Below are 21,492 nucleotides of genomic sequence, written 5' to 3' on the forward strand. Positions count from 1 at the left end.
ATATCAGATATTTATAAGGAACACCATGATCAACTGGCAAGAGATAGACACAGTGTTACTCGATATGGACGGCACCTTGTTGGATTTACATTATGACAACCAATTATGGAATCATGTCGTACCCAGTGCCTATGCCGATCACTTACGCATTCCTTTTGCCCAAGCTAAGCAGATCATGCAGCAAAAGTATCAAGCCGTCGAAGATAGCATGCACTGGTACTGTTACGATTATTGGACGCAAACCTTAGGGCTAGATATCTACCAATTACAGCACCAAGTCGCCGATAAGATCAACTGGCGCCAAGATGCTAAAGCCTTTTTACAGCAGCTACGTCTCGCGAACAAACAAAGCCACTTAGTTACCAACGCCCATCCTGAGGGGTTGCGATTGAAAAATGAACATACCGACCTAATTGAATTTTTCGATAGCTGTATTTCCAGCCATGAATATGGCGTTCCCAAAGAAGAGCAAGCCCTGTGGCATCAAGTGCAGCAAAGATTGCAGTTTGATCCTCAGCGCACCTTGTTTATTGATGACAATGAAACCGTGCTTGATGCAGCCAAAACCTTTGGCATCAAACACCTTATTGCCATTGATTTACCTGATTCAGGATTGCCACAAAAGCATTTTCACCGCCACACAGCCATCAGTAACTTTAGCGAAATTATGCCTAAATAGCGGATTAACTGGGCTTGACCAATTAACCCAAGTAGCGAAATCCAGTGTTTGAGGCCAAGTCTATGATGGAAAAGGAATGACCATGCTGATTGCAATACAAATACTCACCGTACTGGCCATCTTATGCTGGCCACTATTTTGGATCACCAGCGTGATGATGTTTGGTGGCCCAGGTGCCAGCAATGATGCCGCTAATGTTTACTCTACCTTAGCTATTTTGCTCTACCCCAGCGCCATCTGCTTAATTTACGCCCTCGGCGGCTGGTCACTTTTTGTTATTCCGGGCAAATACCTCGCACTCATAGGTATTCCCCTTAATATCGCTTTAGTCTACGCCAGCTATGGCGCATTACTCTCTAATACCCTTAAGGGCATCGCCAATGAAGGCTACAGCGTGGTAGAGCAAAAGGTTTATTACAATGGTCAACATTTAACCATGGCACATGCCGACTCGTTTACCTTACTTGAGCACCAACCTAGCTTTCGTGACTCCGTCTACGCAAAAGATAACCACCATGTCTATTACCGTGGTGAGGTGTTAAAAGGGGCCGAAAGCGCCAGCTTTCACCCCTTGTTTGTTGGGCAAGGCTTAGATGAATACTGGGCTGATAGCCAATATGTTTATCGTTACACCGAGCAATTAGCGCTTAACCCACAGCAGGTCTCGCTGTTTCATGATGACAGTTATGCGGTTTATTTAACCGATGGCGAACAACTTTTTTGTAATGGCATTAAAGTACCTAACGCAGATTTATCCAGCTTCAAAGTCATCTTTGGTGCCCTTGCAAAAGATAATCAGCACATTTATTACCAAGATCACATCATCTTGCCCGAAGCCGATGTCGCCAGCTTTACCTTGTACCCAGACGAGCAATACTATGGCTATGATATAAACCATGTGTATGACGTCATTGCTGAGCGCTCACAGCTGATACCCGGCGCGGATCCGGCCAGTTTTGAATTGCTTGGCCGTGGTTATATGCGAGACAAACACCGCGTCTATTTCAGCCAACAATATGAGCCTACTATCGTGCTCAGTCAGGTCGACCGCGAATCTTTGGTGGTCACCGACTATGATGATGCAACCGGCTCCGATGCCTATGATAAAAACGGCTATATCCTTAATGGTAAGCACTTAAACAAAGACTAATAATGGAATTTACTTTTCTTGGTACCAGCGCGGGCACTCCAACCAAAGCCCGTAACGTAACGGCACTGGCTCTGCGGCTAAAACGCAGTAAGCAATGGTGCTTAATTGATTGTGGTGAAGGTACTCAACATCAGTTATTACACACCCCTTATTCATTGGCGCAGCTAGGGGCGGTGTTTATCACCCATGTGCATGGCGACCATTGCTTTGGCTTAGTCGGATTATTAGCTAGTGCCTCCATGGCAGGGCGCACCGAACCTTTGACCATTTATGGTCCTGCTGAGTTAAGCCAGTTTATTCCGTTAACCTTAAAGCTCACCGATACTTATTTAAGTTATCCGGTGACGTTTATCGATGTTGCGCAACTCGATCAACCCGTTTTCGCCGCGGGCTTTAAAGTCAGCGCTTGGCCGTTAAATCACCGTGTACCTTGTTACGCTTGGCAATTCGTTGAGCACGATATCGCCCATCAGCTTGATACCGACAAATTAATCGCCGCAGGGATTGAACGCGGCCCCGTTTGGGGACAGATGCAACGGGGCGAGCAAGTCACCTTGGCCGATGGGCGAGCATTAAATGGCCGTGATTTTTGGCAATTAGCCCAGCAGCCAAGAAGCATTATAGTCGCAGGGGATAATGACACGCCCGAGTGTTTGGCTGAGCCAGCTGCCACCGCCAATGTGTTGATCCACGAAGCTACTTACAGCCAAGCTATCAGCGACAAAATTGGCCCCGCACCGATGCACACAAGTGCTGCAAAGCTGGCTAAATTTGCCCATCAAGCCAAGCTCGATAACTTAGTAATGACGCACTTTAGTGCTCGATTTGGTGGTAAAGGTGTCTCATCCATTAGCATATTAGAGCAAGAGGCTAAGCGCTTTTACCACGGCCAGCTATGGCTGGCTCAAGATTTAGCCCATTATCAGCTCAATTCTGCTGGCCAGCTATCGCGGTCTTCTTGAAAGGATAACTGGCCTTAGTCGCATTAAGGCCAGTTTATAGGGCCTGTTGATCTTTCGTACTGGTTTTTGCAGCGATTTGTTGGGTATTTATACAAAACGTTCGTTGTGGCCAGCGACTTTGTAGCATAGTCAACTACGCAAAAAGGCGCTAACGCAGTAGAAATGACCAACAAACGCTGTCCTACGGATTCGGCTAAAGCCCTTCGGGCGTAAGCATTCTACCCGTCGTTGAGCAGTATTTACTTAGAATGCTAAGCTACACACTGCTCGCCTTGCTCAAAACGCTTTTAGACAGGGTGTCCCCTCTCGAACAAAAATCAACCACCAAAGATCAACAGGCCCTAGGATTACTGAGGGATGTTAGATAAGCTAATGCGGTAACCACCGCTTTCTTGACGAGGACCAATCCAATCCAGTGCCTGACTGATGGCTGGAGCCAATTTCTCACCGCCTTTTATCTCGCCTTCTACACGGTAATGTTTGTCATTGGGTAGCCAAGTTTTCATGCTGATTTCAAGGTGATCCGATTGCTGATCGATAATGGCCGCTAGCCCACCTTTTTCACATTCGAGTTTAACTCTGGGGTCACCCAAGATAACCTCACCCATGGGCAGCGCCACGCTGGCATCGGTCCAAAATAAAAAGCCATCCAAATCGGCGCAAAAAGGGTCACCTTGCGCAACCGATTTAATGTTGAGATCCAACATGCCTTGGGCTTCCACAGGCATAGGTAACGGCAAGTACTTCATCACCCGTTGTACCGGTACCGTTAGATTAAAGTCCTTGGCTTGTGCACCATTGAGGCCATACGCTAGCTCGCCTTTACCCGCGATACCTTTGCCTTGACCAAATTTCACATCCGCAGCTAACTGCCCCGTCAACAATGCCAGCGGTTTAACTTGCCACTGAACCTTGTCAATTTGCTCACCGCGCAGCATCAATTGCTGCGCTTGCCCTTGCCAAATAGTGCCAGACACACCCGAAGGCTCAACCCCTGCGTTTTTGGGAATAAACTGTACAGCCCATTTCGCTGGCATTAAAACAACCACAAATACCAGATAGAGCAGCACACATAATAAAATAGGTTTAATGGCTAATTTCATCCTGCCACTCCTAGATGTAAGCGTCTTACTTTTACGGTACCCGGCGCATCACCCACCGCGAGATCCGTATTTAAGGTCACCACCCCATGACGCTCTTGTAACTCTTTTAACCAAGCCAAAAGCTTATTGAATTCAATGTTATCAATCCAAACTTCAAGCTCATTACCCTTAGGTTGGATCCGGCTAATGGTAATGCCACTTTGCCGTGCACTGTTACCAATCAATTGATTCAAGTTAACATTACCTGCTGCAGATCTATTCTGAGCTTGGTAATTCACAATATCTTGTCCCTTGGACTTCATCCAAATTAGGGTTTGTTGGTTACTTTTAAGTTTTTGTTGCTCTTGATCCAGCGCCTGACTTAAAGGTTGATATACACCCCAATACAAGGCGCCGACCACTAATACCACCGCAGATAAAATGGCTAGGTTACGCTCTCGGCTAGCAAGTCCTTCCCACCAATCTCTCATCCTTGCCCCCTGATTGTTAGCGTCCCTGTGACCTTATTCCCTTGGTTACTCATGGCACCTTGTTTAACGTCTAAGCTATTGTCCAATAAACTTTGAAACTTCTCAAAATCAGCGTAAGTATTGGCCTGAATTTGTAATCTGATCTCTGCGTTCTTTGCTTCATACTTAAGCGATACAGGTTTAAACGAAGGGATTTGCTTAAAGGCAGGCTGGATCTTAGCCAGCATTCCTAACAAATCGGCACCTTGAGTTTGGTTTTCTAATTTCGCTAAATGGCGCTTTAATTGCGCCTTGATCCGCGCATCACGAATATTCTGCTCATCGGGGAACAAGGTGACATAAACCTGTTTTATTTGCTGTTGTAACTGCGCATTTTCTTGTTTCACCTGATGCAAAGTAAGCACAGATGACACCACTGCAAGCACCAAGCAAGCGGCAGCGGCAATACCGACCTTTTTCCACAACAGCCAGTTTTTGGAATATTCCTTTTGCGGCTGGTATTCGCCCGTAAGCAGGTTTAGATTGCTGGTTAACGCACCTTGTGCCAACAGCTGCATCGGCAGTTCAGGTGTTTGTAATTGCCAATCACCGGCCACGCCCTGCGGCAGCGGTGTATAACAATGAATCACTTGCGCAGTTGACTCAGTTTGAGCAACCTCATCCGCTTCATCTTTGTTTGTGCTTTTAGTCTTATTTTCTGGCTCAGGCGGATTTAGCCAACGATCCAACAAAAATGGCAACAAACTTTGATCACAACTAAAGCCAGTAAACTCACCTTGCTTGATCAGCCAATCGTCACCCATTTGCATGGCAGACCATGCTTCATCACTTGCTGGTAAAGCCAACACATCAGGTAAAAACTGACGACACTTCAATTGCGCAGCTTCAAGCCAATCAAGCCAATTGTCCATCTTGTTTTTTTCAACCACAGCAAGATGGGCAAATCCCTGACTGCAATTCAGCACGGTAAAATGCAAGTTATCGACATCAGTCGCTAACTCTTCTTCTATCATATAGGGCAAGGCTTGCTGCAATTGTTTGGTCAGTTTACCCGGCACTTCAACCTTAGTGAGCAGCACATCACTGACTGGCAATAAGGTAATGATGGGCCGCCCACCCGCTTTTTCATGTAATTGCGAAAGTTGCTCGGCGTGGTTTAACTGACCCGAGGCGATGATCTCTTGTTCACTGCTGGACCACACCAGCCAGTCGATTACATGGTTGGCTTCACTGCCTAATCGAACTACTAATCGTTCACTCACTGAACGCCTCCATATTGACGTCTAAGCGTCTTAACTTCTTTTTTACTGGCTTGAAACAAAGCATTCAGTGCCACTTTGGTTTCATCAAATTCAGCAACGCCAACAAGCTCAAAATACTGGCTACTGACAACAACTTGTGCTTTGACTTCATCGCTTATCTGCAGCCCACTGAGTGTCGACGCCGCGAAAAAGTCCTCTTTGCTCGACCAACCATTTTGCGGCCTTTCATCAAGTAAACTTTGTGCGCTGTCTTCACTTAGTAAAGGCGTAAACAAGGCCTGAAACACCTGAGGCTGATCTAAGGCCACAGTGTTAACATTTAACAGCCATTCCCGTTGCGGAATAGCGCATAAATAGGGTTTTAATTTTTTATACACACCAGGGCTTACGCCTTGAATAGCACGAAATTCCGAAACATCCACCATTGGCGCATTAGCCGTAAGGTGCGGTACTCCTCGCCCTTCATAAAAGCTGTCTTCGGCGCCTTGACTGCTAACCGTCACACCATCCGCATCAAGCCAATCGCGCGTCGAATCTGTGATTTGCTCGGCATAATATCCTTCCACTTCAAGGCTTTCCAATAATGCTTGAAACTGATTAGCAATACGTGGCCGTGCCCCATCCGCTTTATTGGCCTCGTCTAAGGCATTTAAATTGAAACAACCTTGGCGATCTTTTATTTCCCCTGAAATCGTACCGCCATCAAGAGGAAAGCTCATGCCCGATGTCGCCCATGCTTGGCTTAAACTCACCACATCATCATCGTTCAAGGTGTTTTTGAGCGTCATTTTAACTAGCGCTTCAGCCGCATTACCGTACCAATAAGCGCGCTGGCTCATCACTTGCCCTTGCACTCGCATCAACTCCATTTGCAAACGTGATGTCATATTGGTGGCCACCACCACCATCACCGACAAGATCAACAGCACGGTAATTAACGCCACGCCGCGCTGTGCAGATGAAGGAGCCATGGTTGATTTGGCTTGCATCAACGGCGTCCTCCATTTACCGGTCCGCCGTTAGGGCCATTGTTGTCGCTCTCTTCTTCCTCTTGAGCGTTATCGTCGCCGTCACTGCTACCATCATCATTGCCTTCATTGCCTTCATTGCCATCTTGCTCTTCATTTGGTGGCGGCTCTTCACCTGGCTTACGAGCAGGATCTTGCGGCACAACAGGTTTACGGGCTTTAACGGCTTCGCCTTGCGGCGTTAAAAATAGTCGCGTCACCACGCCATAAGCGGCAAAATCAAACTCCATGGCAATGCCGGCGGGCAATTTATCTTTCTGGCTCCAACTGGTCTGCCAACTCTTATCCCAATAACGTAAGGTCAAACTGTTGACGTCATTGATCAGCACTTGCACTTCGGGCTCTTGGCCCGAGACGATATCGGGATATAAGAAATACAAACGCTCTAAATTGTTTTCCTTGATACGATAAGCAACCCGCACCAAGTTTGAGCGCGGGAATTGCCCCTGTGGGTTTGACCAACCCAAGCGGACAAACTCGATACCGTCGCTTTCTGATTCCGCAACAAACTTACCTGCGCGTAATAAATCCTTACTGGGCTCTGCGCCTGTTCGGGTGGTACGCGCCACCATTTGAGTAAGATCTCGCTCAATGATCAGCATGGCACGCTGTAATTGTTTCAATCTTTGGGTGTGCTCAGAAGAAATTTGATCACTGCTCATCACCCCTTGCAGAACCTGATATGCCGCCATGCTTAATACCGAAAACACCGCGATGGCAATCAAGATTTCAAGCAAGGTAAAACCTTGCTGTTTGCTTCGATTAGCGTCCAACATAGGTTCGCGCCGTGGCGAGAGCCACTTCCATTTTCTCATCTAATGAGACTTCAATGTCTAAGGCTTTAAAGTTGGGATCTAAGGTTTCTACCCCACGCCATTGCCAGTACCAAGTTTGCCCCGCCATTTCTTCAGAGCCTTTAACCCAAGATTGACCCGGCCAGCGGTTTTCTAAGGTGGCTTGGGTTAATTGATTACTGGCCACCCAAGTGGCAAAGGTTTTTTCTTGTAAATAACTCAAGCTGCGCACATGCTCACTGGCGGTATTCATAACAGCCAGTCCCGCTGCAGCAAAAACGCCGAGGGCAACCATCACTTCAAGTAAGGTCATACCTAACTGTTTAGACTGATTGGTGTGCGCTGTTCGCTTAATCATTCTTCAGGCGCCTCATTAACTTTAATTTCGCCCGTCATCTTCACTTCAAGCTCAATCCAGATCTCTTGTGACTTGTCGGTTGGTCGAAAGCGCATCACAAAAGGGGTTATTTCACCGCTCGACATAATATGAATTTGCGGGATCAATTGCTCTTCTGGCTCGTCAAATACGCTTTCATCTTCGAACAATTCTTCTTGCTCATCGCGATCATCCCAAACAAAGCCAGATAAAGTCAGCGCCAGCTCCATATCTTCAGGCAGCTTAACTTGCGTTTTAATTTTGTCTTCTGGTAAGGCATTCCAAAGCTTTTTCTCTGCATCGTAAAAAACAAATTGATAGCTTTGTTCCTCCACCACTATGCCAAGCTCTCTTGAGGTCATTAGCGCTTGGTCGCTTAACACCTCAACAAAACTCGCTAGACGCTGCGCTTCTAATTTAAGTGCCTTGTAACCTGAGTTACTCGGCATCGTCATCACCACAGCGCTAGAGACTAAGCCCATCAACATGATCACCAGCATAATTTCAAGCAAGGTAAAACCAGCCATCGCTGATTTTACTTTTGCTTGTACTAACTGCTGACAAGCTGGCTGTTGACAGGCTCGCTTCATTTACTGAAATTCATCCATATTCCAGTTACCGATATCGTCATCGGTACCTTCTTCACCATCTGGGCCGGTTGAGAAAATATCGATGTTGCCTTTCTCACCTGGGCTAGTAAGTAGGTAAGGGTTACCCCAAGGGTCATTAGGTAAGCGCTTTAGATACCCCCCCTCACGGTAATTACGTGGCTCTGGTGAGCCTGCTGGCTTGCTAACTAATGCTTCTAAGCCTTGGTCGGTGGTGGGATAACGGCTGTTATCTAGCTTGTACATATCGAGTGAGTTTTCTAGTGCAATAATGTCTGAAACCACTTTCTGTTGATCCGCTTTTTCTTTGTTACCTAGTAAGTTAGGAACAATCATTGCTGACAACACACCTAAAATAACAATAACAACCATAACCTCAAGCAAGGTAAAGCCTTGCTGTTGTTTGCTTTGTACTCTCATGACGACACTCTCTATAAAAATTGGCATTGCTGCCACTTAGGTTTAAACACAATTAATAACGATATTTTTACACGCTACCGACCTAAGCCGGTAAACAGAGTAAATGATTAACACTGGGTAGCCTTAGCCACCGACCATATTATTGAGCGCAAGCATTGGCTGCAAGATGGCAGCAACAATAAACAACACCACCCCAGCCATGGTTACCACGAGAGCAGGTTCAAACACGCCTAACGCCATGTTTACTTGGGCGGCAAATTGCTTATCTTGGTTTTCTGCTGAACGCTCCAGCATCTGATCTAATTCACCACTGCGCTCACCACTGGCGACCATGTGTAGCATCATAGGTGGAAATAATTTGGTATTTTCTAAGGCAGCGCCAAGGCTGGTACCTTCACGCACAAAGTCCGTTGCCTCGGACACCTTTTCTCTGGCGTACAAGTTACTCAGAACCTCACCGGCAATCTTCATTCCTTCAAGTAAAGGCACGGCACTGGCATTCAAAATACTTAACGTACGAGCAAAACGTGCGGTGTTAAGATCTCGGCTGACTCTGCCCACCACAGGGACTTTCAATAAATAGCGGTCAAAGCGTAATTGATTGCGCGGATTCCTAAGATATTGCTTTAATCCCATTAAGCCCACCACGATAGCGACCACGATAAACAAACCGTAATCACGCAAAAAGTCACTGCTGGCGATCAGGAACAAAGTGGTGGCAGGTAAATCTTGACCCATGTGCTCAAACTGACTCACCACTTGTGGCACTACCGAAGTAAGCAGTATCGATACCACGCCCACAGCAACGAGCGTCAACATTAAGGGGTAGATCATGGCTTGCATTAATTTGCTACGCATTTGTTGGCGTTGCTCGGTGTAATCAGCCAAACGATCGAGCACTAATTCTAAATGACCCGCTTTTTCCCCTGCCGCTACCATGGCACAAAATAAATCATCAAAGATATGGGGGAATTCAGCCATACTGGCCGCTAAGGTATAACCTTCTAACACGCGGCTACGCACCGCTGACAACATAGATTTAACTTTCGGTTTATCGGTTTGCTCTACTACCGCCTTTAAACACTCCTCGATTGGCATTGACGCAGCCACTAAGGTGGATAACTGACGTGTGAGCAAAGCGAGCTCTGGAGTTGAAATCTTGCGTTTAAATGAAAAACCGCCTTTGCTTGCCTTTTTATCTTGCTCGGCAGCAGGTTTAACTTCAATCGGCGTTAAACCACGATCGCGCAAAATCTGTCTGACCTGGCGCGCAGTATCAGCTTCCTGCAAGCCTTTGCTTTGCTTACCCTTTTTATCGAGAGCTTTATATTCAAATGCTGCCATTGTTATCCCTCTCTGGTCACCCGCAACACTTCTTCTATGGTGGTGATACCTTGGCGCACTTTAGACAAACCATCAGATCGAATACTTGGTGTATGCTGGCGTACTATTTTTTCTATTTGCTGCTCGCTTGCACCTTCATGGATCGCATTACGCACGTCGTCATCCATCACTAACAGCTCGTAGATACCGGTACGGCCTTTGTAGCCGGAGAAGTTACAGCTTTCACAACCATTGGCGCGAAACACTTGAATTTCTTCATCCTGCGGCATGTTTAGCATCGACTTTTCTTTGCTGGTCATGGCATGTGGCTCACGACAATCAGGACATAGGGTACGCACCAATCGCTGCGCTAACACGCCAAGTAAAGAAGAAGATAATAGGAAAGGCTCAACGCCCATATCTTGCATCCGCGTCAACGCGCCAATGGCGGTGTTGGTATGCAAGGTAGACAATACTAAGTGACCCGTTAAACTCGCTTGCACCGCAATTTGCGCGGTTTCTAAGTCACGGATCTCACCTATCATTACGACGTCAGGGTCTTGACGTAAGATAGCACGCAGGCCTCGCGCAAAGGTCATATCCACTTTGGTATTAACCTGAGTTTGGCCAATGCCTTCTAACAAATATTCTATTGGGTCTTCAACCGTTAATATATTACGATCCTTCGAGTTAATATCAGAAAGACCCGCATACAAGGTGGTACTTTTACCCGAGCCTGTAGGCCCGGTTACCAAAATAATACCGTGAGGTTTGCGCAGCAAATCCTTGAGAATTTCTAGATTACTTGGCGTCATGTTGAGTTCAGACATTTGCTTAACGGCATTTTTGTCTAATAAACGCAGTACCACGCGCTCACCATGACTTGAAGGCATAGTAGAAACACGCACGTCGACTGCCCGACCACCGATGCGCAATGCAATACGGCCATCTTGCGGGATGCGTTTTTCTGCAATATCCAGTTTCGCCATAACCTTGATACGCGAAACCAGCAAGGAGGCTAATTTGCGCTGAGGCTTAAGAATTTCCCGTAACACGCCGTCAATACGAAAACGGATCAGCAGGGTTTTCTCAAACGTCTCAATGTGAATATCCGATGCGCCTTCTTTGATAGCCTCACTGAGCATGGCGTTGATTAACTTGATAATCGGCGCGTCATCATCGGCTTCAAGCAAGTCTTCGTTGTCGGGTAATTCTTCCGCCAGAGCAAAGAAGTCTTCGTTGCCTATGTCTTCCATTAATTGGCGCGCTTGCGAAGAATCACGCTGATAGGTTTGCGTTAATGTTTGCTCAAAAACTTCATCAGCCAACACGGCTACGCTAAAGCGAGAGCCCATTTGGCGACGTATTTCCAAGAAAATCTCGGGCTTAACATCAGCCTTGCAATACACCTTAGCTTGGCCATTATCAAGGCTATAAATCACGCCATGATTTTTAGCAAATGAAAAGGGCAGCAACTTTGTTGAGCTGGTTTGCTCTTCAAAGTGCGGTACTTCATCCGCAATGGCTTTTTCATCTATCAGCGGCGTTTCCATTGGGTACTTCCTTAATTACTGCTTGAGTTAGTACTGGCTTCTGGAGCACGACGTTTCTTCTTAGTGAAATCAAACACTTCAGGATTGATTTCTGGGCTTTGTCCCCACTCAGGTAATACCGGCACATCGGTATTTGGCATTAGGTTAACACCCGCTTCTTGCTGCTGCAGTTGCACCGCACGCATTAAGCTGTATTTACGAGAGCTTAAACTCGCCATCTTGTTACTGTCGCGAATAATGGTTGGGCGAATAAAAATCATCAGATTACGTTTCGCTGTGCTACTTGTGGTTGATTTAAACAAGTTACCTAGGTAAGGGATATCGCCCAGTAATGGCACCTTATCGACGGATTCATCGACTTTCTCATCTATTAGGCCACCGATAACTATGGTGTCACCACTGTCGGCTAATACAGTGGTTTTAACCGCACGTGTAGCAAAGGTAATATCAACACCCGTGTTACCGTTTACGTTAGAAACCTCTTGTTCGATGATCAGCTGTACCGCATCACCCTCGTTAATTTGCGGTGTCACTTTCAGCTGAATACCCACTTTTTTACGTTCAATGGTGGTAAATGGATTGTCATTATTACTACTCGCTGCCGAGCCAGTTTTAACCGGAACTTCATCACCCACAATAAAGCTGGCTTCTTGGTTATCTAAGGTAGTGATACTTGGTGTCGCCAGTATGTTTGACCCTTTAGAGCTGGCAATAGCTTGTAACACCACACCCCAATCGTTGTTAGCATAACCCACAGCCAAACCGCTCACCTTGCTTAACACACTGGCCAAGGCGGTAATATCGCCTTTGGTATCAGGGTTTTGGATAGGAACCCCATTTGGATCTAGAATAGTTGTGCCTTTATCAGGTCTAGCCTGATAGGCTCCAGCGGCAATCTCACTTAATGAAGCGCCATTAGAGTTAAACTGAGTACCACCGCCAGCAAGGGTTGCCCATTGTACGCTTAGGCCAATGCCGTCCCCTTCAGCTACTTCAACGATAATCGCTTCAACTAAGACTTGCGCGCGGCGAATATCCAGCTGGCGAATAACCGCTTCAAGGGAGCCCATTACATCAGGTTGAGCGGTGATAACAATCGAGTTCGTACCTTCATGAGCTTCGATACTAAGATTAGATTGCTTCGATGCCGCTCCACCAGCCGCAGCAGCGCCATTAGCCCCTTTTAATTCACCCTCTATTGATTTACTAACACCTTGCAACACCTCAACCATTTCTTTGGCTTTAGCATATTTAAGGTAGAAAACGCGAGTATTACCACTGGTTTCAAGCTCGCTATCGAGTTGTCTAACCAGTTGCACAGCACGTTTACGCGCTTGTGGCTCACCACTAATGATCACCGAGTTGGTGCGTTCATCGGCCACCATACGAGGCTTAAGCATATTGGGAGTATTGGTTTTTCCGTCACCGGGTTTTTGAATCGACTCAAGAATTCGCACCATTTCCGATGCGCTAGCGAAGTTTAAACGTACGATATCAACTTCTTCATCACCCGCTTTGTCTACACGGCGAACAATCTCAACCAAGCGATTAACCACCGCGGCGCGCCCGGTGATCATAATAACGTTTGACGGATCATAATGAACCACGTTACCGCCACCCGCATTATCGTTTAGCTGGCGCAGTAATGGAGCTAGCTCTCGTACCGACACATTGCGCACAGGCACAACACGGGTCACCATTTCATCACCTTTCCCGGGATTATTACCATCAACCACTGGAATAGCTGAAACCTTGGCATCTTTTGCCTTGATGACTTTCATCACGCCATTGTCCATTTCGACCACAGCGAAGCCATAAACATCTAATACATTTAAGAAAAATTGATAGTACTGCTCATCATTGAGCAAATCGTAACTGCGCACATTAATTTTACCGCGCACTGAAGGCTCAATAATAATGGTTTTATTAAGGTTCTTACCGACGATATTAATAAATTCATTGATGTCTGTGCCTTTAAAGCTGGCTGAATACTCGGCCGCTGAAATGTTGGCACTGAAAGCGAGCAGCAATCCTGCACAAAGGGCGCTAAGTTTACGCCGAGTCCCTAAAATCTTCATAAATGTTCCGTGCTCCAACTTTCTTATTTATTCGGGCAGACTAAAAAACAAATCGTATATTTGGCCATCACGCTCTACCGACAAGGTCATCTCACGCATAGTCGGAAACTCTTGCATCAGGCTCATAGATTGCTGCATGTCTGTTAAATCGATACCATTTAGGCTAACCGCAAGATCATTTGGCTGTAAGCCAGCGGCTTCAAATAGACTGGGATCTTTACCGGGGTTGATGCGATAACCCACCAAGGTACCTTGATTTCTGACTGGGGAAATCGATAGAAAATCTGTAATTTTGCCTGGATTAGCCAATAATTCAGCGCGATTGAGTTCAAGTTCAACCGGCTCAGCTTTAACTGGATCAGGCTTGCTTGCTTCGACAGGGGCTTGTCTCGCAGTAACGGGCTCAGGTTTAGCCGCAACGTAATCTTCACCATCTAACATCAAGGTTTGCAGATCACCTCGATATTCCAAAATCACGCGGTCTGGCTGAATTTCTTTCAACACAGCGCCAGTGTTGCCAATCGAATTGCCAATGAAATATGTGTCTTGGCGCCCCCTATCTTCAATAATAGCCATGGCATTTTTAGGCACACTTGATGCCAATACACCTGTGAGTTTCACATTTAGCTTAGTTTTGGGCGCTTCTTTTGGTTTTTCAGCCACAGACTTAGGTGCAACAACCACTTTATTAAACTCACCGAACAAATGCAGTGAGGTTAGCGCAGTTAAATTCACCCCTTGTTGGCTTTGTCCTTGCGAAGCAGCAGGGGCAGGCCGCCAGGTAGGCGCTTGGTTTGAATTTGTGGGCATAGCCAACCACGTTAAGTTGGCCAATTGATAGCACAGCAGCACCAGCAAAGAATAAAAAGCGATAGAAGAAAGCTTTTGCTGAGGCAGGCTGCTCAGGCGCAACATGGCACCAGAGAACTTATCCATTACAACATTCCTAATTATTTACAACACAGCATCCTGCCGATAATGGCAATACTAGCGCGGCTCAAGCCTAGCACTCAAGTACAAAAACTAGGTTATGAGAGCTGGGCAATACTCTTGTTCTAGATTTACCTACTCAATACTGATGCGATAGTGATGTAGTTCATTTGCGAATAGCTTATTTAGCGATTCCTAGCTGGCCAAGAGTGTAACACGAGGTTAAAACCAAGCAACAGCCATCAGCTGAGTGTTTCTGGCTTATTCGTGACAGAAGCAGTTAAAATAGCACCATCTTAACTTCACCTTGTAGTGAGCGGGTTTCCCCATTCACTGTGCGGCTCAGTCATAAAGCTTAGCTACCATGCTTGAAAACCAAGTCAAGAGCCCCCACCTTAAAACGAACCATATTCGCAAGATGGAAATCCCATGTCAGAACCTAAATCTAACGCAATTCGCCTTGATAAATGGCTCTGGGCTGCTCGCTTTTATAAAACACGAGGCCTAGCAAGAGACATGATCCAAGGGGGCAAAGTGCAGTATAATGGCCAGCGAACCAAACCCAGTAAAATCGTTGAATTGGGCGCTACCATAAGTGTACGTCAAGGGCATGATAATAAAGAAGTAACCGTGCTAGTACTTGAAGGTCAGCGAAAAAGCGCGCCGTTAGCACAGCTTTTATATCAAGAAACACCGGCCAGTGTCGCATTGCGTGCACAACATGCCGAATTAAGAAAGCTCAGCGCATTACACGCACCGCACCCAGATCGACGCCCAGATAAAAAACAACGTAGAGAACTACTAAAAGTTAAATCACAACGCAGTGATGGCTAATTTGGAGAGCATGATGAGCCAAACCACAACCCAACCTTTATACGATAATTTATTCCGTTTTCTGTTCGAAGACTACGATGTGCGCGGTGAATTAGTGCAACTGAGTAAAAGCTATCAAGATGTTTTACGTAATCACCAATACCCACCCGCAATCGAGCGCTTGGTTGGTGAATTATTCGTGGCCACCAGTTTACTCACTGCAACCCTTAAATTTGAAGGCCATATTAATGTGCAACTGCAAGGTAATGGCCCAGTTTATTTAGCCGCAATTAATGGTGATAACGACCAGGCCCTTCGTGGTGTGGCGCGCTACAACGAAGTACCCGCTGACGACGCTACGCTGTCGGAGATGGTGGGCAAAGGCTTCTTACTAATTACTATCACACCAGACCAAGGCGAGCGCTATCAAGGAGTGGTTGAATTAGTCGGCGATTCATTAGCCGAAAGTCTCGAGAATTACTTCGCACAGTCTGAGCAATTAACTACTAAACTCATACTAAAAACAGGGTTTTATAACGACCAAAAAGTTGCATCTGGTCTATTATTACAAAAGATGCCGTCAGCCAAAGAGCAACATGACGACGAATTTAATCATGTTGCAACCTTGGCTGAAACAATCAAAGACGATGAGCTGTTTGGACTTGACGCGCAAACCTTATTGTATCGTTTGTATCATCAAGAAACCGTTCGTGTTTTTGAGCCACAACCTGTTGTATTTGAATGTGGTTGTTCAAGAGAGAAATGTGAAGGAGCCTTGTTATCGGTCGAGAAGAGTGAATTGCTGGATATTCTGAAAGAGAAAGGCCAAATCGATATGGACTGCGAATATTGCCGTACCAGTTACCATTTTGACGCTGTTGATGTGGAAGCATTATTCACCACAATAAAACCATCTACCCAGAACAACGAAACGCATCACTAAATAAATTCAGAGACAAATAGCAAATATAGGGTTTTTCTACATATTTTACTCTCAAGTTTGAAGCGTATCTCATTATTCTACATTTAAAGTAATAGAATGATTTATAAGCAACCTAAACCTTGGAGATAAATATGACAGTTATCGACGTGGAAAGAACTCTATTAAGTGCGCAAGACTTAGCTAAATACGGCATTCAAGGGGTCAAGGAAGTGATTCACAACCCTTCTTATGAAACCTTGTTTGTCGAAGAAACGAAACCCGACCTAGTTGGATTTGAGCGTGGAGTTGTAACCGAGTCCGGAGCTGTCGCGGTCGATACAGGGATTTTTACAGGGCGTTCACCAAAGGACAAGTACATCGTTAAAGACGATGTCACTCGCGATACCATCTGGTGGTCAGATCAAGGAAAGAATGATAATAAGCCCATCACCCCGGCAGTTTGGCAAGATCTTAAATCCCTTGTAATCAAAGAGCTTTCAAATAAACGTTTGTTTGTTGTTGACGCCTTTTGTGGGGCCAACAAAGATTCACGTTTAGCCGTACGCTTCATTGTTGAAGTGGCTTGGCAAGCTCATTTTGTGACCAATATGTTCATCCGCCCAACAGCCGAAGAACTCGCCGACTTTGAGCCTGATTTCATCGTGCTCAACGGCTCTGAAACCACCAACCCTAACTGGCAAGAGCACGGCCTAAATTCAGAAAACTTCATTGCCTTCAACCTCACCGAGAAAATGCAAATCATCGGCGGCACTTGGTACGGCGGCGAAATGAAGAAAGGCATGTTTGCCATGATGAACTACCTCTTACCACTAAGAGGCATGGCTTCCATGCACTGTTCAGCCAATGTGGGCAAAGACGGCGATACCGCCATCTTCTTTGGCCTTTCTGGCACAGGTAAAACCACTCTTTCAACCGACCCGAAACGCGCCCTAATCGGTGATGATGAACATGGTTGGGATGATTCCGGCGTATTTAACTTTGAAGGCGGCTGTTACGCCAAAACCATTCGCTTGTGCCTTGAAGCCGAGCCCGACATTTATAAGGCCATCAAGCGTGATGCGTTATTAGAAAATGTTACCGTGCGTGCAGACAAAAGCGTTGACTACGATGATGGCAGCAAAACCGAAAACACTCGCGTTAGCTACCCTATCTATCATATTGAAAACATTGTTAAACCGGTATCGAAAGGAGGCCATGCTACTAAGGTTATCTTCTTAACCGCAGATGCATTTGGGGTACTACCGCCCGTCTCTAAGCTCACTAAAGAACAGACGAAATACCACTTTTTATCTGGTTTTACCGCTAAGTTAGCCGGAACCGAACGCGGTATTACCGAGCCGACCCCGACCTTCTCGGCCTGTTTTGGCGCTGCGTTTTTAACCTTGCATCCAACCAAATATGGTCAAGAGCTGGTTAAGCGTATGGAAGCGGCAGGGGCTGAAGCTTACTTGGTTAATACCGGTTGGAATGGCACGGGTAAGCGTATTTCGATTCAAGACACACGGGCAATCATAGATGCAATATTAGATGGCTCGATCGAAAAAGCGCAAACCAAAAACATCCCAATCTTTAACCTTGAGGTACCCACCGCTCTACCTAATGTGGATCCCACTATCTTAGATCCTCGGGATACTTACCCAAGTGAAGATCAATGGAATGAAAAGGCCGCTAAGTTAGCCCAGCTGTTTATCAATAACTTTGTGCAATACACGGATAACGAAGAAGGTAAGGCACTGGTTGCAGCAGGACCACAACTTTAATCCTTTGACATGCTTATCCTAGCGGGGTTTCTACCCCGCTTTTTTGACTCATTTGATTACCAACTTGGTTAACAACTTAGTTACCAACAATCGCACTATTTGCGGCCTACTAAGCTTTAAAAAAGATGAGTAAGACGTTATAAAGACCACAGTGAAGCAGTCATTAAGGTTAACCTAGCTTGAAAACAAACCTCATTACCCCTGAAGGCATGGCCAAATTGCAAGCTGAATTGGACCACCTTTGGCGTGAATACCGACCTGAAATCACCCAAAAAGTGGCTTGGGCAGCCAGTTTAGGCGACCGCTCTGAAAATGCCGATTACAAAGAAAATAAGCGAGTACTACGACAAATCGATAAACGGGTTCGATTTTTGCGTAAACGCATCGAAGAAGTGACGGTTGTTACCCCCTCTGTCCAACAGTTGGGCAAAGTATTTTTTGGCGCAACCGTTGAAATTGAAAATGACGAGGGTGAAATCCTTTGCTTTAAAATAGTCGGTCCAGATGAAATATATGGCCGTAAAGACTACATCTCTATCGACTCGCCAATGGCGCGTGCCCTATTAAAAAAATCAGTCGACGATGAAGCCATCGTCAAAACGCCCACCGGCGAAAAGACATGGTATATCAATAAAATCGACTACTCACTCAACGAGTCCCATTGAGCCACACTCACCAATTTTTAGTTAATACCGAGAACATCATGCATTCTATTTCTCAAATCCTAGCGCAAGAGCTAGGTGCCAACACCGCACAAGTTAACGCAGCAATTCAATTGTTAGATGAAGGCTCTACCGTCCCCTTTATTGCACGTTACCGAAAAGAAGTAACAGGAGGCTTAGATGATGGCCAGCTGCGTAATTTGGACCAACGTCTCACTTATTTGCGAGAGCTAGAAGATCGCCGTACTAGCATTATCAACAGCATCCAAGAGCAAGGTAAATTAACCGATGCGCTGTTCCAACAGCTACAAGATGCAGACACAAAAACACGCCTTGAGGATCTATACCTCCCCTACAAACAAAAACGCGTGACTAAAGGCCAACTGGCGATCAATGCAGGCCTTGAGCCGTTAGCCGATAAACTCCTCGCCAACCCCGAGTTAGATCCCGAGACCGCAGCTCAAGACTATTTAAATCCTGAGCTAAAGTTTGACGACAGCAAAGCGGTATTAGAAGGAGCAAAGTACATTTTAATGGAGCGCTTTGCGCAAGATGCCGAGTTGATCAGCCAAGTTCGTCATCACTTACAACAAAATGCCGCCCTAGAAGCGAAGGTAATTGCAGGCAAAGAGCAAGAAGGCATTAAATTTAAAGACTATTTTAGCTACAGCGAAAAAATCAGTAAGATCCCCTCTCACCGCGCGCTGGCGCTGCTGCGTGGTCGTAACGAAGGCATCTTACAACTTAGCTTAAATAGCGATCCTGAGCGTGAAGACGCCGCCCTGCCGAGCACGGGCGAAACCTTAATTGCCCGTTTTATGCAGGTCAATCAAACCACGGCTAATCCATGGTTAAAAAGTGTGGTGCAGTGGACTTGGCGAATTAAGTTACTCATGCAGTTAGAAAATGAGCTGATCACGCAACTACGCGAACAAGCCGAAATAGAAGCTATCGACGTGTTTGCCAAAAACCTAACCGACTTATTAATGGCCTCCCCGGGTGGCGCTAAAGTCACCTTAGCCCTCGACCCAGGATTGCGCACCGGTGTTAAGGTTGCCGTGGTTGATAGTACAGGCAAACTATTAGCCTACAGCACCATTTACCCTCATGCCCCGCGCAATGATTGGCAAGGCTCACTGGCCGAGCTTGCCAAGTTATGCCAACAGCACCAAGTTGAATTAGTCAGCATCGGCAATGGTACCGCTTCGCGTGAAACCGACCAGCTCGTGGCAGATCTGATCAAGGCCAAGCCCGATCTTAAGCTGACTAAAATCATGGTGAGTGAGGCTGGCGCATCGGTTTACTCCGCTTCAGAGCTGGCTGCTAAAGAGTTTCCGGAACTCGATGTGTCGATTCGAGGCGCGGTATCGATCGCCAGACGCTTGCAAGATCCATTAGCCGAGCTGGTAAAAATTGAGCCCAAAGCCATTGGCGTTGGTCAATATCAACACGACGTAAACCAAACTTTATTAGCGAAAAAACTCGATGGCGTGGTAGAAGATTGTGTTAACGCGGTAGGAGTAGATGTCAACACAGCGTCAGCTGCCCTACTAACCCATGTAGCAGGACTGAACCCAACCATAGCGCAAAACATTGTCGACTATCGCGATGAAAATGGCATTTTTGTTGACCGTTCACAGCTGAAAAAAGTCGCACGTTTAGGACCAAAAGCATTCCAACAATGTGCCGGTTTCTTACGCATTCGAGGTGGTAAAAACCCACTCGATGCCTCAGCCGTTCATCCCGAAGCTTACCCTGTGGTAAAAGCAATTTTGCAGCAAAATAAATTGCAGATGAGTGAATTAATGGGAAATCCACAGACGCTAAAAGCGGTTAACCCGAAAGACTATGTCAGTGACGAGTTTGGTCTCCCGACCATCACAGATATCCTTAAAGAGCTTGAAAAGCCGGGACGAGATCCTCGCCCTGAGTTTAAAACCGCAACGTTTAAAGAAGGCGTTAATACCATCAATGATCTTAAGCCAGAGATGATATTGGAAGGGGTTGTGACTAATGTGGCAAATTTCGGTGCTTTCGTTGATGTTGGTGTCCATCAAGACGGTTTGGTTCATATTTCAGCCTTAAGTGACAAGTTCGTAAGCGATCCAAGAGAAGTGGTGAAGGCTGGGCAAATCGTCAAAGTGAAAGTGGTCGAGGTTGATGTGGTTCGTAAACGCATTGGCTTAACCATGAAATTGCATCAAGCCGCAGAAAAGGCAGCCCCAACAACGGCTAAGCCATCGCATCATGGTAAAACACAAGCAAAAGCAAAACCTGCGGTGATCAATAATGCCTTTGCTGACGCCTTTAACAAGGCCAAACGTAATCGCTAAAATTGGGCAAAAATGACGGCACTTGCAATTCATAGTGCCGTCATTTGTAAAGTCATCGCACAGTCATTTTTGCAGTAAGTTGTAACGAAAACAGCAAGCTTAAATAACTGGAGCTTTGAATAAGTTATATCGTATGAAAAATCCGCAAAAACGCGGTGAATATGTCCCTATACGCTCTGCGCTTTCATCCCTGAAAACGAAGTTTTGCTACTTATTCATCCGATATTCATTAGCTGGCTCCATTA

Annotated in this window: 20 protein-coding genes; 8 read left to right on the plus strand and 12 right to left on the minus strand. The window is 46.1% G+C overall.

The annotated features are described in order from the left end of the window. The first annotated feature begins 25 nt into the window (after positions 1-25). From yrfG to ACK8OT_RS12425, 3 genes are all read left to right on the plus strand, one after another. Positions 26-679, plus strand: a complete 654-nt coding sequence (gene yrfG, locus ACK8OT_RS12415) for a GMP/IMP nucleotidase (RefSeq protein ID WP_410196835.1) — start codon at positions 26-28, stop codon at positions 677-679. An 82-nt stretch (positions 680-761) separates the two neighbouring features. Next, positions 762-1,829, plus strand: a complete 1,068-nt coding sequence (locus tag ACK8OT_RS12420) for a DKNYY domain-containing protein (RefSeq protein ID WP_410196836.1) — start codon at positions 762-764, stop codon at positions 1,827-1,829. Positions 1,830-1,831: 2 nt separating this feature from the next. Further along, on the plus strand, positions 1,832-2,791 hold the full coding sequence (locus ACK8OT_RS12425) for an MBL fold metallo-hydrolase (RefSeq protein WP_410196837.1): 960 nt from the start codon (positions 1,832-1,834) through the stop codon (positions 2,789-2,791). 347 nt (positions 2,792-3,138) lie between these two features. Here ACK8OT_RS12425 and ACK8OT_RS12430 read toward each other — a convergent pair whose 3' ends face one another. From ACK8OT_RS12430 to gspC, 12 genes are all read right to left on the minus strand, one after another. Further along, a complete protein-coding gene (locus ACK8OT_RS12430; RefSeq protein ID WP_410196838.1) occupies positions 3,139-3,894 on the minus strand; it encodes a type II secretion system protein N in 756 nt (251 codons plus the stop codon). After that, positions 3,891-4,364: a type II secretion system protein GspM gene (gene gspM / locus ACK8OT_RS12435; RefSeq protein ID WP_410196839.1), complete on the minus strand. Its 474-nt coding sequence runs from the start codon at positions 4,362-4,364 to the stop codon at positions 3,891-3,893. Before gspM ends, ACK8OT_RS12430 begins: the two co-directional genes overlap by 4 nt. Next, a complete protein-coding gene (gene gspL, locus ACK8OT_RS12440; RefSeq protein ID WP_410196840.1) occupies positions 4,361-5,626 on the minus strand; it encodes a type II secretion system protein GspL in 1,266 nt (421 codons plus the stop codon). The genes gspM and gspL overlap by 4 nt, the downstream gene beginning before the upstream one ends. Continuing rightward, entirely contained in the window at positions 5,623-6,615 is a 993-nt protein-coding gene (gene gspK, locus ACK8OT_RS12445) for a type II secretion system minor pseudopilin GspK (RefSeq protein WP_410196841.1), read from the minus strand. Before gspK ends, gspL begins: the two co-directional genes overlap by 4 nt. After that, entirely contained in the window at positions 6,615-7,430 is an 816-nt protein-coding gene (gene gspJ / locus ACK8OT_RS12450) for a type II secretion system minor pseudopilin GspJ (protein WP_410196842.1), read from the minus strand. The genes gspK and gspJ overlap by 1 nt, the downstream gene beginning before the upstream one ends. Continuing rightward, entirely contained in the window at positions 7,417-7,806 is a 390-nt protein-coding gene (gene gspI, locus ACK8OT_RS12455) for a type II secretion system minor pseudopilin GspI (RefSeq protein WP_410196843.1), read from the minus strand. The genes gspJ and gspI overlap by 14 nt, the downstream gene beginning before the upstream one ends. Further along, the gene (gspH, locus tag ACK8OT_RS12460) at positions 7,803-8,414 is read right to left on the minus strand and encodes a type II secretion system minor pseudopilin GspH (protein ID WP_410196844.1); all 612 of its coding nucleotides are present in this window, start codon (positions 8,412-8,414) and stop codon (positions 7,803-7,805) included. The genes gspI and gspH overlap by 4 nt, the downstream gene beginning before the upstream one ends. Then, positions 8,415-8,852: a type II secretion system major pseudopilin GspG gene (gspG, locus tag ACK8OT_RS12465; RefSeq protein WP_410196845.1), complete on the minus strand. Its 438-nt coding sequence runs from the start codon at positions 8,850-8,852 to the stop codon at positions 8,415-8,417. It lies immediately after the preceding gene. A gap of 123 nt (positions 8,853-8,975) precedes the next feature. Next, positions 8,976-10,196 carry a type II secretion system inner membrane protein GspF gene (gene gspF / locus ACK8OT_RS12470; protein WP_410196846.1) on the minus strand — a complete coding sequence of 407 codons (1,221 nt, stop codon included), beginning with the start codon at positions 10,194-10,196 and terminating at the stop codon, positions 8,976-8,978. A gap of 2 nt (positions 10,197-10,198) precedes the next feature. Next, positions 10,199-11,728 (minus strand): type II secretion system ATPase GspE, encoded by a 1,530-nt coding sequence (gene gspE, locus ACK8OT_RS12475; RefSeq protein ID WP_410196847.1) that lies wholly within the window; start codon positions 11,726-11,728, stop codon positions 10,199-10,201. 11 nt (positions 11,729-11,739) lie between these two features. Next, on the minus strand, positions 11,740-13,806 hold the full coding sequence (gspD, locus tag ACK8OT_RS12480) for a type II secretion system secretin GspD (protein WP_410196848.1): 2,067 nt from the start codon (positions 13,804-13,806) through the stop codon (positions 11,740-11,742). A gap of 27 nt (positions 13,807-13,833) precedes the next feature. Next, positions 13,834-14,742: a type II secretion system protein GspC gene (gene gspC / locus ACK8OT_RS12485; RefSeq protein ID WP_410196849.1), complete on the minus strand. Its 909-nt coding sequence runs from the start codon at positions 14,740-14,742 to the stop codon at positions 13,834-13,836. A gap of 423 nt (positions 14,743-15,165) precedes the next feature. Here gspC and hslR point away from each other — a divergent pair, with 423 nt between their 5' ends. The 5 genes from hslR to ACK8OT_RS12510 all read left to right on the plus strand — a co-directional run bounded on the left by hslR (position 15,166) and on the right by ACK8OT_RS12510 (position 21,247). Next, positions 15,166-15,570, plus strand: a complete 405-nt coding sequence (gene hslR, locus ACK8OT_RS12490; RefSeq protein WP_410196850.1) for a ribosome-associated heat shock protein Hsp15 — start codon at positions 15,166-15,168, stop codon at positions 15,568-15,570. 13 nt (positions 15,571-15,583) lie between these two features. Next, positions 15,584-16,492 (plus strand): Hsp33 family molecular chaperone HslO, encoded by a 909-nt coding sequence (hslO, locus tag ACK8OT_RS12495; RefSeq protein ID WP_410196851.1) that lies wholly within the window; start codon positions 15,584-15,586, stop codon positions 16,490-16,492. A gap of 131 nt (positions 16,493-16,623) precedes the next feature. Next, positions 16,624-18,252: a phosphoenolpyruvate carboxykinase (ATP) gene (gene pckA / locus ACK8OT_RS12500; protein WP_410196852.1), complete on the plus strand. Its 1,629-nt coding sequence runs from the start codon at positions 16,624-16,626 to the stop codon at positions 18,250-18,252. Between the two features lie 179 nt (positions 18,253-18,431). Continuing rightward, on the plus strand, positions 18,432-18,917 hold the full coding sequence (gene greB, locus ACK8OT_RS12505) for a transcription elongation factor GreB (protein WP_410196853.1): 486 nt from the start codon (positions 18,432-18,434) through the stop codon (positions 18,915-18,917). A gap of 38 nt (positions 18,918-18,955) precedes the next feature. Continuing rightward, positions 18,956-21,247, plus strand: a complete 2,292-nt coding sequence (locus ACK8OT_RS12510; RefSeq protein WP_410196869.1) for a Tex family protein — start codon at positions 18,956-18,958, stop codon at positions 21,245-21,247. The last annotated feature ends 245 nt before the right edge of the window (positions 21,248-21,492 follow it).

The sequence above is a fragment of the Motilimonas thetidivivens genome, from assembly GCF_046452435.1.
Classification (GTDB): Bacteria; Pseudomonadota; Gammaproteobacteria; order Enterobacterales; family CBDFNC01; genus Motilimonas.

Excerpts from the sequence above, each read along its gene's own strand:
- yrfG (WP_410196835.1), top strand. The coding sequence starts at position 26 with ATGATCAACTGGCAAGAGATAGACACAGTGTTACTCGATATGGACGGC.
- ACK8OT_RS12420 (WP_410196836.1), top strand. The coding sequence starts at position 762 with ATGCTGATTGCAATACAAATACTCACCGTACTGGCCATCTTATGCTGG.
- ACK8OT_RS12425 (WP_410196837.1), top strand. The coding sequence starts at position 1,832 with ATGGAATTTACTTTTCTTGGTACCAGCGCGGGCACTCCAACCAAAGCC.
- ACK8OT_RS12430 (WP_410196838.1), bottom strand. The coding sequence starts at position 3,894 with ATGAAATTAGCCATTAAACCTATTTTATTATGTGTGCTGCTCTATCTG.
- gspM (WP_410196839.1), bottom strand. The coding sequence starts at position 4,364 with ATGAGAGATTGGTGGGAAGGACTTGCTAGCCGAGAGCGTAACCTAGCC.
- gspK (WP_410196841.1), bottom strand. The coding sequence starts at position 6,615 with ATGCAAGCCAAATCAACCATGGCTCCTTCATCTGCACAGCGCGGCGTG.
- gspJ (WP_410196842.1), bottom strand. The coding sequence starts at position 7,430 with ATGTTGGACGCTAATCGAAGCAAACAGCAAGGTTTTACCTTGCTTGAA.
- gspI (WP_410196843.1), bottom strand. The coding sequence starts at position 7,806 with ATGATTAAGCGAACAGCGCACACCAATCAGTCTAAACAGTTAGGTATG.
- gspH (WP_410196844.1), bottom strand. The coding sequence starts at position 8,414 with ATGAAGCGAGCCTGTCAACAGCCAGCTTGTCAGCAGTTAGTACAAGCA.
- gspG (WP_410196845.1), bottom strand. The coding sequence starts at position 8,852 with ATGAGAGTACAAAGCAAACAACAGCAAGGCTTTACCTTGCTTGAGGTT.
- gspF (WP_410196846.1), bottom strand. The coding sequence starts at position 10,196 with ATGGCAGCATTTGAATATAAAGCTCTCGATAAAAAGGGTAAGCAAAGC.
- gspE (WP_410196847.1), bottom strand. The coding sequence starts at position 11,728 with ATGGAAACGCCGCTGATAGATGAAAAAGCCATTGCGGATGAAGTACCG.
- gspD (WP_410196848.1), bottom strand. The coding sequence starts at position 13,806 with ATGAAGATTTTAGGGACTCGGCGTAAACTTAGCGCCCTTTGTGCAGGA.
- gspC (WP_410196849.1), bottom strand. The coding sequence starts at position 14,742 with ATGGATAAGTTCTCTGGTGCCATGTTGCGCCTGAGCAGCCTGCCTCAG.
- hslR (WP_410196850.1), top strand. The coding sequence starts at position 15,166 with ATGTCAGAACCTAAATCTAACGCAATTCGCCTTGATAAATGGCTCTGG.
- hslO (WP_410196851.1), top strand. The coding sequence starts at position 15,584 with ATGAGCCAAACCACAACCCAACCTTTATACGATAATTTATTCCGTTTT.
- pckA (WP_410196852.1), top strand. The coding sequence starts at position 16,624 with ATGACAGTTATCGACGTGGAAAGAACTCTATTAAGTGCGCAAGACTTA.
- ACK8OT_RS12510 (WP_410196869.1), top strand. The coding sequence starts at position 18,956 with ATGCATTCTATTTCTCAAATCCTAGCGCAAGAGCTAGGTGCCAACACC.